General features: G+C 66.2%; 10 protein-coding genes. 5 read left to right on the top strand and 5 right to left on the bottom strand.

Annotation, left to right across the window (positions count from 1 at the left end):
* Positions 1-70: 70 nt before the first annotated feature.
* Genes sufB through AAC997_RS14290 form a run of 3 tightly spaced genes read right to left on the bottom strand, consistent with a single transcriptional unit; the run spans position 71 to position 3,137 of the window.
* Complete coding sequence (sufB, locus tag AAC997_RS14300) at positions 71-1,540, bottom strand: Fe-S cluster assembly protein SufB (protein ID WP_340646370.1); 1,470 nt, start codon at positions 1,538-1,540, stop codon at positions 71-73.
* Positions 1,541-1,551: 11 nt separating this feature from the next.
* Positions 1,552-2,694: a cysteine desulfurase family protein gene (locus AAC997_RS14295; protein ID WP_340646369.1), complete on the bottom strand. Its 1,143-nt coding sequence runs from the start codon at positions 2,692-2,694 to the stop codon at positions 1,552-1,554.
* Positions 2,691-3,137: an Rrf2 family transcriptional regulator gene (locus tag AAC997_RS14290; RefSeq protein WP_340646368.1), complete on the bottom strand. Its 447-nt coding sequence runs from the start codon at positions 3,135-3,137 to the stop codon at positions 2,691-2,693. Before AAC997_RS14290 ends, AAC997_RS14295 begins: the two co-directional genes overlap by 4 nt.
* Positions 3,138-3,292: 155 nt before the next feature.
* On the opposite strand from AAC997_RS14290, the gene AAC997_RS14285 reads away from it, so the two are divergent.
* Positions 3,293-3,943 (top strand): alpha/beta hydrolase, encoded by a 651-nt coding sequence (locus AAC997_RS14285; RefSeq protein ID WP_304828546.1) that lies wholly within the window; start codon positions 3,293-3,295, stop codon positions 3,941-3,943.
* Positions 3,944-3,948: 5 nt separating this feature from the next.
* Here AAC997_RS14285 and AAC997_RS14280 read toward each other — a convergent pair whose 3' ends face one another.
* Together AAC997_RS14280 and AAC997_RS14275 are read right to left on the bottom strand one after the other, a co-directional pair.
* Positions 3,949-5,151 (bottom strand): DUF1343 domain-containing protein, encoded by a 1,203-nt coding sequence (locus tag AAC997_RS14280; RefSeq protein WP_340646367.1) that lies wholly within the window; start codon positions 5,149-5,151, stop codon positions 3,949-3,951.
* Positions 5,148-5,702, bottom strand: a complete 555-nt coding sequence (locus tag AAC997_RS14275; RefSeq protein WP_340646366.1) for a DOMON-like domain-containing protein — start codon at positions 5,700-5,702, stop codon at positions 5,148-5,150. Before AAC997_RS14275 ends, AAC997_RS14280 begins: the two co-directional genes overlap by 4 nt.
* A 310-nt stretch (positions 5,703-6,012) precedes the next feature.
* Between AAC997_RS14275 and tyrS the strand changes: the two genes are divergently transcribed.
* The 4 genes from tyrS to AAC997_RS14255 form a co-directional block, all read left to right on the top strand.
* Positions 6,013-7,275 (top strand): tyrosine--tRNA ligase, encoded by a 1,263-nt coding sequence (tyrS, locus tag AAC997_RS14270; RefSeq protein WP_340646371.1) that lies wholly within the window; start codon positions 6,013-6,015, stop codon positions 7,273-7,275.
* Between the two features lie 53 nt (positions 7,276-7,328).
* Positions 7,329-7,793, top strand: a complete 465-nt coding sequence (locus AAC997_RS14265; protein WP_340646365.1) for a peroxiredoxin — start codon at positions 7,329-7,331, stop codon at positions 7,791-7,793.
* A gap of 290 nt (positions 7,794-8,083) precedes the next feature.
* Complete coding sequence (locus AAC997_RS14260; RefSeq protein ID WP_340646364.1) at positions 8,084-9,247, top strand: peptidoglycan DD-metalloendopeptidase family protein; 1,164 nt, start codon at positions 8,084-8,086, stop codon at positions 9,245-9,247.
* Positions 9,228-9,619, top strand: a 392-nt coding sequence (locus tag AAC997_RS14255) for a polymer-forming cytoskeletal protein (RefSeq protein WP_340646363.1), incomplete at its 3' end; no start/stop codon positions are given. The genes AAC997_RS14260 and AAC997_RS14255, both read left to right, overlap by 20 nt.

Genomic DNA, 9,619 nt, shown 5'->3' with positions numbered 1-9,619 from the left:
CGTTTCAGACGCTCGGCGTCAAAGGCTTGCCTGAAGGACATGGCGGAGATCCGTTCCGATGGGGCGAGGGTCATCCAACGGACCCTTCGAGTGAAATGGCGACGAGCTTCTGGGCTTCCACGGCGAACTCCATGGGCAGCTCCTGCAGCACGTCCTTGACGAAGCCGTTGACCAGAAGCTGGACGGCCTCCTCCTGCGAGAGGCCCCGCTGCATGGCATAGAACAGCTGGTCTTCGGAGAGCTTGGTGGTGGTGGCCTCGTGCTCGAAGACGCAGCTGCCGTTGCGGGCCTCGATATAGGGCACCGTGTGGGCCGCGCAGGTCTTGCCGATGAGCAAGGAGTCGCACTGGGTGAAGTTGCGCGCGCCCTTGGCCTTGGGGTGGGCCGAGACCAGGCCGCGATAGGTGTTGGAGGACTTGCCGGCGGAGATGCCCTTGGAGATCACGCGCGATCGCGTATTCGCGCCCAGATGGATCATCTTGGTGCCGGTGTCGGCCTGCTGACGGCCGTTGGTGATGGCGATGGAGTAGAACTCGCCCACGGAGCTCTCGCCGCGCAGGACGCAGGAGGGGTACTTCCAGGTGATGGCCGAGCCGGTCTCCACCTGGGTCCAGGACACCTTGGAGCGGTCGCCACGGCAGTCCGCGCGCTTGGTGACGAAGTTGTAGATGCCGCCCTTCCCGGTGACGGGATCGCCGGGATACCAGTTCTGGACGGTGGAATACTTGATCTCCGCGTCGTCCATCAAAACCAGCTCGACGACGGCGGCATGCAGCTGGTTCTCGTCGCGCATGGGGGCCGTGCAGCCCTCCAGATAGGAGACGTAGGCGCCCTTGTCGGCGATGATCAGCGTGCGCTCGAACTGGCCCGAGTTTTCCGCATTGATCCGGAAATAGGTCGACAACTCCATCGGACAGCGAACGCCCGGCGGCACATAGACGAAACTGCCGTCGGAGAAGACCGCGGCGTTCAGGCAGGCGTAGTAGTTGTCGGACACCGGCACGACCGAGCCCAGGTACTTCTTCACCAGCTCGGGATGCTCGCGGATCGCCTCGCTCATGGAGCAGAAGATCACCCCCACCTGGGCCAGTTCCTTCTTGAAGGTGGTGACCACCGAGACGCTGTCGAACACCGCGTCCACGGCATAGCGCGGCGCGCCCTCGACGCCGGCAAGGACGGCCTGTTCCTTCAGGGGGATGCCGAGCTTTTCGTAGACGGCCAGGATCTCGGGATCGACCTCGTCGAGGCTCTTGGGCCCCTTCTTCTCCGAGGGCGCGGCGTAATAGTAGCTGTCCTGATAGTCGATGCGCGGGAAGTTGACCTTGGCCCATTCCGGCTCGTCCATGGCCAACCAGCGCTCAAAGGCGTCCAGCCGCCAGGCCAGCATCCATTCCGGCTCGTTCTTCTTGGCCGAGATGAAGCGCACGATATCGGCGTTCAGCCCCTTGGGCGCGAAGTCCTGGGCGATGTCTGTGGAGAAGCCGTGCTGGTATTTTTCCAGGCTTTCGACGTGATCAATGGTCTGCTTGACGGCGGCCATGACGGGTACTCCTAAGCCGCCGGCGCGCGGCGACGGGCCGCGTGTCGGGAATGAATGTCGCTCCAGGCCGCGACGAAAGCCGCCCAGTCGGTCTCGTTGGTCGCCCAGCCGCCGCTGACCCGGATGGCGCACGAGGCCAGGTCGGTCAGCCCCATCGCAGTGAGGACGTGGCTGGGCTTCACCTTGCCCGACGAACAGGCCGAACCCGCGCTGACCATGACCCCGGCCAGGTCCAGGCCCATGACCTGCAGTTCCGCGCCTTGACCCGGGGCCGCGACGCACAGGGTGTTGGCCAGGCGCGGAAGGCCCTCACCGATCACGACCGCACCCTCGGCGGCCAGACAGGCGGCGGCCAGGTCGCGCCAGGCAGATTGTTGTTCGAAGCCGTCCAGGTCGCGCAGGGCGGCCCGGGCCGCGGCGCCGAAGCCCGCGATGCCGGCCACGTTCTCGGTGCCCGCGCGACGCCCCCGCTCCTGCCCGCCGCCGTGCTGGCGGCGCACGAGGGTGGCGCGGGGGCCGAAGGTGAGCGCGCCCACACCCTGAGGGCCACCGAGCTTGTGCGCCGAGATGACCAGGGTGTCGGCGCCGAGCGCCCGGCTGTCGATGGCGATCTTGCCGGCGGCCTGGATCGCATCAACGTGCAGCCAGCCCTCGGCTTGACGCACCAAGACCGCAGTCTCAGCCACAGGCTGGATGACACCGGTTTCATTGTTGGCCAGCATCAGGGCGACGAAGGGTTTGCCGTCGGCAGGGTCCCAGCTCTCGAGGCGGGCCTTGAGCCAGGCCAGATCGGCGACGCCCTGGGCGGTGACCGGCAGAATCTCAACCGCCAGCCCGCTAGCCCGCGCGGTCTCCAGCACGCTGTCGTGCTCGATGGCGCTGACGATCAGGCGTCTTGATCCCGTGGCCACGGCGCTCTCGATGGCCAATCCATTGGCCTCGGTGCCGCCCCCCGTAAACACCACGGTGGACGCCGGGCCGCCGATCAAGGCGGCGACCTCCTCGCGGGCCTGTTCGACGATGGCCCGGGCGGCGCGACCGGCCGCGTGAACCGAGGATGGGTTGCCAGCGGCTTCGAGCGCACGGGTCATGGCCGCGATCGCTTCAGAGCGAACCGGGGCCGTCGCATTATAGTCGAGATAGACGCCGCTCATGCCGCCTCCCGCGCCGCACCCAGGCGGCCGGTGACGACATCGGCCAGGGTGACCGAGGCCAGGTAACCGTGAATCTGGCGGCCCATCTCCTCCCACAGATCGTGGGTCAGGCAGCGCTCGCCCTTAAGCATGCAGCCCTTGCCCTTGGTGGAGCAGCGGGTGGCGCGCAGGGGTTCGTCCACGGCCATGACGATGTCGGCGATGTTGGTGGTCTCAGCCGTGAGGGCCAGCAGGTAGCCGCCGCCGGGGCCGCGCAGGCTCTTCACCAGACCACGGCGGCGCAGGCGGGCGAAAAGCTGTTCGAGATAGGACAGAGAAATCTGCTGGCGCGCGGCGATCTCCGCCAGCGAGACGGCGCGTTCCCCATCTTCGCCGCAGCCTTGACGGCGCGCCAGATCGGCCATGGCCATCACGGCATATCGGCCTTTGGTGCTGAGGCGCATGGGCGGGCGAAATCCGGTTGCGAATTTTCGAGCGTTTTGAGGGGCCCCTGTGCTAAAGCCGCCGCCTTGCGCGGGGCCATATCCCAGAAGCTCGTCCGTTGAGCGTGATCTAGGAAGACCCAGCGCGTGAGTCAACTATTCGACGTGAGGATGGCATGCCTGAAGTGGTTCTGACCGGCGCGGCCGGGCGCATCGAAGGCCGGTATTCGGCGGGCAAGAGTGAAACGGCGCCGATCGCGCTGATCCTGCACCCGCACCCGCGCGCCGGCGGCCAGATGAACCACCCGGTGGCGGTTCAGCTCTTCCACCTGTTCATGAAGCGCGGCTTCTCGACCCTGCGCTTCAATTTCCGCGGCGTGGGCCGCAGCCAGGGCGAATTCGACAGCGGCATTGGCGAACTGGCCGACGCGGCCACGGCGCTGGACTGGCTGCAGACCACAAACCCGGCGGCCTCACAGTGCTGGGTGGCCGGCTATTCCTTCGGCGCCTGGGTCGGCATGCAACTTCTCATGCGCCGTCCGGAGACCGACGGCTTCATCTCCGTCTCGCCGCCCACCAACATGTACGACTTCAGCTTCCTGGCCCCGTGCCCGGCCTCGGGCCTGATCCTGCACGGCGGCGCGGACACCGTTGTGCCCCCGGTGGAGGTCGAGCGCGTGGTCTCCAAGCTGCGCACCCAGAAGGGCATCGTCATCGACCACGAGGTGATCGAGGGCGCGACCCATTTCTGGGCCGAGAACCTGCCCGACGTCGAACAGCGCGTCGGGACCTATCTCGACAAGCGCATCGAAGCCGACCCGATCTAGAAGGCCTAATAGAGCAGGTGCGGCTGACGCTCGATCAGCCAGGCCTGCTCGTCGGGGACCGTGATCGCGTCAAGGTCGGCGGCGGTGGACGCCGGGTTGTCCACCCATTCCCGCAGCAGCGGTCCGCCGTTGATCACGTCGATAGCCAGCTTGCCGAGCTCGTACTCGTAGGGGAAATCCCGCCACAGCGGGTAGTCGGGATAGAGCCGGCGCACGGCCTTGAAGGCCAGGGCCTGCACCCGCCAGGGCTTGAAGGCCTGATGGTCGTAGGCCGGTCCCTCGGTGTGGATTTGGATCCCGTTACAGAGCTTGCCCACATGCTTGTGGAAGGTCGGCTCGAACCAGCATTCCCGCAGGACGCAACCCTCCAGCCATTGGGGGGCGAAGGTCCGCATCTCGGCCAGTACGGCACGGGCGTCGATGTCCGGGGCGCCGAACAGCTCCAGGGGGCGAGTGGTGCCGCGTCCCTCTGACAGGGTCGCCCCCTCCAGCATCACCGTGCCGGCATAGGCGCGCGCCATCCAGAGGTTGGGGGCGTTTGGGCTGGGATTGACCCAGACTCGGTCACCCAGCGGCCAGCCGTGACCGGGTGCCGCCTCAGGCGCCCAGCCCTCCATCTCGATCACCCGGTATTTCACGTCCAGATCGAAGGTCTTGATGAACCAATGGCCAAGTTCGCCGAGCGTCAGGCCGTGTCGCATGGGCATGGCGCCGGCGCCGACGAAACTCTCCCAGCCGTCTCTCAGGGTCAGGCCTTCCACAGGGCGGCCGGTGGGATTGGGGCGGTCCAGCACCCAGACCTCCTTGCCGTGGGCGGCAGCGGCCTCGAGCATGTACCGAAGCGTGGTGACGAAGGTGTAGATGCGGCAGCCCAGGTCCTGCAGGTCGATCAGCACCACGTCGAAGGTGCTCATCATCTGACCCGTGGGACGGCGCACCTCGCCGTAGAGGCTGAACACCGGTATGCCGAGCACCGGATCATCGAAGTCCGGCGACTCCACCATGTTGTCCTGCTTGTCGCCGCGCAGGCCGTGCTGCGGTCCGAAGGCCGACGAAAGCTGGATGTCCTCGCAGGCGGCCAGGGCGTCCAGCGCGTGGGTCAGGTCCTGAGTCACTGAGGCCGGGTGCGCGACGAGGCCCACACGGCGCCCCTTCAGGGGCGTGCGAAGCGCCGGGTCGGCGAGAAGTCGATCGAGACCAAATTTCATGCGCGCTCTGCTGGCGTGAGGACTTGGGAAAAACCGTCGGCGTGATGGAAGTCCGGCCGACCGGGAGGGTGGGCCAAGGCCCAGTAGGACTTGAGGCCGTTCCTCTGCTCGATCACCGCCGACAGGGCAAGACGCCAGGCAGCGTCGGAATGGAGGCCCGCCAGACCGTCGAGGGCCAGTGTGGCGCCCAGGATGAAGCGCTGATCGTTCGTCTTGGTCGAGATGGCGGGATCGCCGGCCTTCTCGACGGGGGTCATCCCCTCGCGATAACCGCGAAATTCATAGGCCGCCCACTGGGTGGAGGGCGAGTGGTTGAACTCGTAATAGGCCGGCCCACCGGTCTCGCCGATGAAGGCCTCCAGACAGGTGTGTCGCCAGAGTTCATCGACGCGCGCAGCAGGCGCCGGAGACGGCAGGCGGAGAGCCGCGATGTCGCCGATCACGACATAGGTCAGGGCGAGTTTGCCGGGTGCGGGCCAGGCGAGTTCGACCTCGACACCCGCCGCAGCGGCCCCGTGCGAGTCCCCGTGTCGTTGCAAGATAAGCTGCATGCGCCATGCTAATGGCGCCCGCGCGCCGGGGGGTAGAGCAATTCGTGGCGACCGGCCAAAGCTTGACGGCGCGGCGTTCTGACCAGTACCTAGCGCCCATGATCACCCGCGCCGCCCTTGCTGGACGTTATTACCGCCTGCCCTAGAGCAGGTGCGGACCCGATCTCGCGCCACCCGTAACCCGGTCGGCGCCCCTCCTCAGAAATTGACGGTCTCCGGCCCCATGCCTCAGGAGACCTCTCAGATGACCCTCGAAATCCTGGATCGCCGCGTGCTAGAGCCGCACGCGTCCCTAGAAGAGCCCACACCCATGTCCGCCGACCAGCCCCCCTTCAAATCCGACCTGCTGCGCACCATGCAGGCCCGCGGCTACATCCATCAGATCACTCACCCGGTGGAACTGGACGAGGCGGCGACGAAGGGGATCGTCACGGGTTACATCGGCTTCGACGCCACGGCGGCCAGCCTGCATGTGGGCAGCCTGATCCAGATTATGATGCTGCGCCGGCTGCAGCAGGCGGGCCACAAGCCCATCGTGCTGATGGGCGGCGGCACCACCAAGGTCGGCGATCCCACCGACAAGGATCAGTCGCGCCCGCTGCTGACCGAGGCCCAGATCCAGTCGAACATCGACAACATCAAGACGGTGTTCGCCAAGTTCCTGACCTTCGGCGATGGCCCCACCGATGCGGTGATGGTCGACAATGACGAATGGCTTTCGAAGCTGGGCTACGTCCAGTTCCTGCGGGAGTTCGGGGTTCACTTCACGATCAACCGCATGCTCAGCTTCGAGAGCGTCAAGCTGCGGCTGGAGCGCGAACAGCCGATGACCTTCCTCGAATTCAACTACATGCTGATGCAGGCCACAGACTTCCTGGAGCTGGAGCGCAATTTCGGCTGCACGCTGCAGATGGGTGGCTCCGATCAGTGGGGCAACATCCTCAACGGCGTGGAACTTATCCGCCGCGTGGACCAGAAGCCCTCCTTCGGCCTGACCACCCCCCTGCTCTCCACGGCCTCAGGCCAAAAGATGGGCAAGACAGTGGGCGGCGCCGTGTGGCTGAACGCCGACATGCGCAGCCCCTACGAGTACTGGCAGTTCTGGCGCAACACCGAGGATGCCGACGTCGGCCGTTTCCTGCGCCTGTTCACCGACATGCCGCTGGACGAGGTTGAACGCTACGAGGCCATGCAGGGCGCCGACATCAACGAAGCCAAGAAGGTGCTGGCCAACGTCGCCACCACCATGCTGCACGGCGCCGACGCGGCCCAGTCCGCCGCCGAAGCGGCGCGCAAGGCCTTCGAGGAAGGCGCATTGTCCGCCGACCTGCCCACCTTCGAGATCTCGATGACCGACCTCGAGGTCGGGATCGTGCTGGCGGCCCTGGCCACGGACGCCGGGCTCGCGGCCTCCCGCGGCGAAGCGCGCCGCCTGGCCAAGGGCGGCGGCCTGCGGGTCAACGACAAGGCCGAGACCGACGGTGACCGCACGCTCACCGACGCCGACCTGGTGGAAGGCGTCATCAAGCTCTCCGCCGGCAAAAAGAAGATCGTGCTGATCAAGCCGGTCTGATGAACTGTGTGGGCGGCGGCCTCCCCGTCGCCCACCTCTTGCAGGAGTTGACCATGACCGATGTGACCGAAGGCGCCGTCGCTCCCGAATTTGAACTGGCGGGCGCGAGCGGTCCGATGCGGCTGACCGACTTCCAAGGCAAGGGCGTGGTGCTCTATTTCTACCCGAAAGACGACACCACGGGCTGCACGAAAGAGGCTCAGGAATTTTCGAATCTTTCCGCGGACTTCGCCAAGGCCGGTGTCTCGGTGATTGGGGTCTCGAAGGACTCTGTGGCCAGTCACGCAAAGTTTACGGCGAAGTATGGCCTGACGGTGCCGCTCGGATCCGACGCCGAAGGCGCCGTGATCGAGCGCTATGGCGTTTGGGTGGAAAAGAACATGTACGGCCGCAAGTACATGGGTATCGAGCGCGCCACCTTCCTCATCGGCAAGGATGGCCGGCTGACGCGGATCTGGCGCAAGGTAAAGGTTCCTGGCCACGCCGCCGAGGTGCTGACGGCCGCGCAAAGCCTTTAAGGTCAAGCTCTGGGTTGAACTGCGGCCTGTCGTCGCAAGGCCCGCCGCATTCGCGTGCAACGGGAACCTTCGCCTCTCTGGGCTGTTGTAGAATTGTCGCGGGCAGCTGGTTTACGCTCCCGGCAGACCCTTGAATTGCCTGTGAAGCTAGCGTGACCGTTCACGGCTCGTTAACCAGTCAGGTTAAGAATTGACCAACGCGGCGCGCGCTCTCCCGTAGCGCGAAGCCCCTTGCGCGCACCCAAATTCTCATCGCATATCGCCGGAACTTCAGTTCCCTAGCCGACGCGGTGTGTATGTCACGCTTTTCGCGCCTTCGCCGATCGCTGGAAGAGCTTTTCCCCGAACGTCACCTCTATGTCCGGTCCGGCGGGGAGATGCGGGCATTTGTTCTGACGACGGGCAAGCAACTCACCTTCGCTTCGCTGCTCGCGGTCTGCGCCCTGTGGATGGGCATCTGCACGGCAGCGATGATGGTGAACGCCATGGCCCTGTCGGCGACCGATCAGGAGATCGCGCGGACCCAGGCCAAGTACGAACGCTGGATCGCCGATCGCCAGGCCCGGCTCAACAGCGCCGTGGCCCAACTGAACGCAGCGAACGGCTCTGTCGACGATCTGGCCCTGACTGTCGAGAAGCGCCACGCGGCGCTGGCGATGTTGCTGACCGACGTCAAGGGCGCGCCGGGCCTGACACAGGCCCTGGCCCCCACCATCCAGCGCGCCCGACATGTGCCTGCCGGAACCAACCCGATGCGCCGCATCGAACTGGTGCGCGCCAGCCAGGAACGGTTGATCGACGCCGCCGACAACTTCGCCAAGAGCCGCGCCGACCGCCTGCGCCTGGCCTTCCGCCTCGCCGGCTTGACGCCCACGGCCTACACGCCCAAAGGCGGCTCCCTGGGTGGACCGCTGATCGAGGCCAAGGATCCCCGGGCGCTCGCCGCCGTACTGGACGTCGATGAAGGCTTCGCGGTGCGCATCCAGCACGCCGCCACCAACATGTCGGAGGCCACCGCGCTCGCGGAAGCCGCCGCCAAACTGCCCTTCGCCCGCCCCACCAACCACACCGGCCAGTCCAGCGGCTTTGGCGTCCGCTTCGATCCCTTCACGCGGCGCCCGGCCTTCCACTCCGGCCTCGACTTCGTGGGCGGTTTCGGCGTGCCGATCTACACGACAGCCCCGGGGGTGGTTTCCTTCACCGGCCAGCGTTCGGGATATGGCAACACCATTGAGATAGACCACGGGAGTGGCTTCAAGACACGCTACGCTCATCTCCAGGCCATCGGCGTGAAGGCCGGGCAGCGGGTGGGGGTGGGCCAGCGGATTGGAGCCATGGGTTCGACCGGCCGCTCCACCGGTCCGCATCTTCATTACGAGGTCTGGGTCAATGGACGCGCCCAGAACCCCGACCGTTTCGTGAAAGCCGGCGATTATGTTCTCCAAGACAGCTAAGACCCCCGCCAAACCGCCGGTGAAGTTCGACGCCGCCCCTGCCCCGCTCGCCACCGATCCCTCGGCGCAGCGCAAGGCCCCGCGCGCGGCCTCGCTGATCAGCGAAAACATCACCATCGAGGGGAATGTCACCGGCGAGGGTGAGGTTCATATCGACGGCGTGGTGCGCGGCGACGTCCGGGTCGGCAAGCTGACCGTCGGCGAGACCGGCCACATAGAGGGCGGAGTCTATGCCGAAGCCATCGAGGCCCGCGGCCGCATCATCGGCTCCGTCACCGCCAAGCAGGTCCGCCTCTACGGCACCGCCTATGTCGACGGCGACATCACCCATGAGCAACTGGCCATGGAAACCGGCGCCTTCTTCCAGGGCCG

Origin of the sequence: Phenylobacterium sp. (genome assembly GCF_037968635.1) — a bacterium.
GTDB lineage: Bacteria > Pseudomonadota > Alphaproteobacteria > Caulobacterales > Caulobacteraceae > Phenylobacterium.
This window is presented reverse-complemented; position numbering and strand designations above follow the sequence as displayed.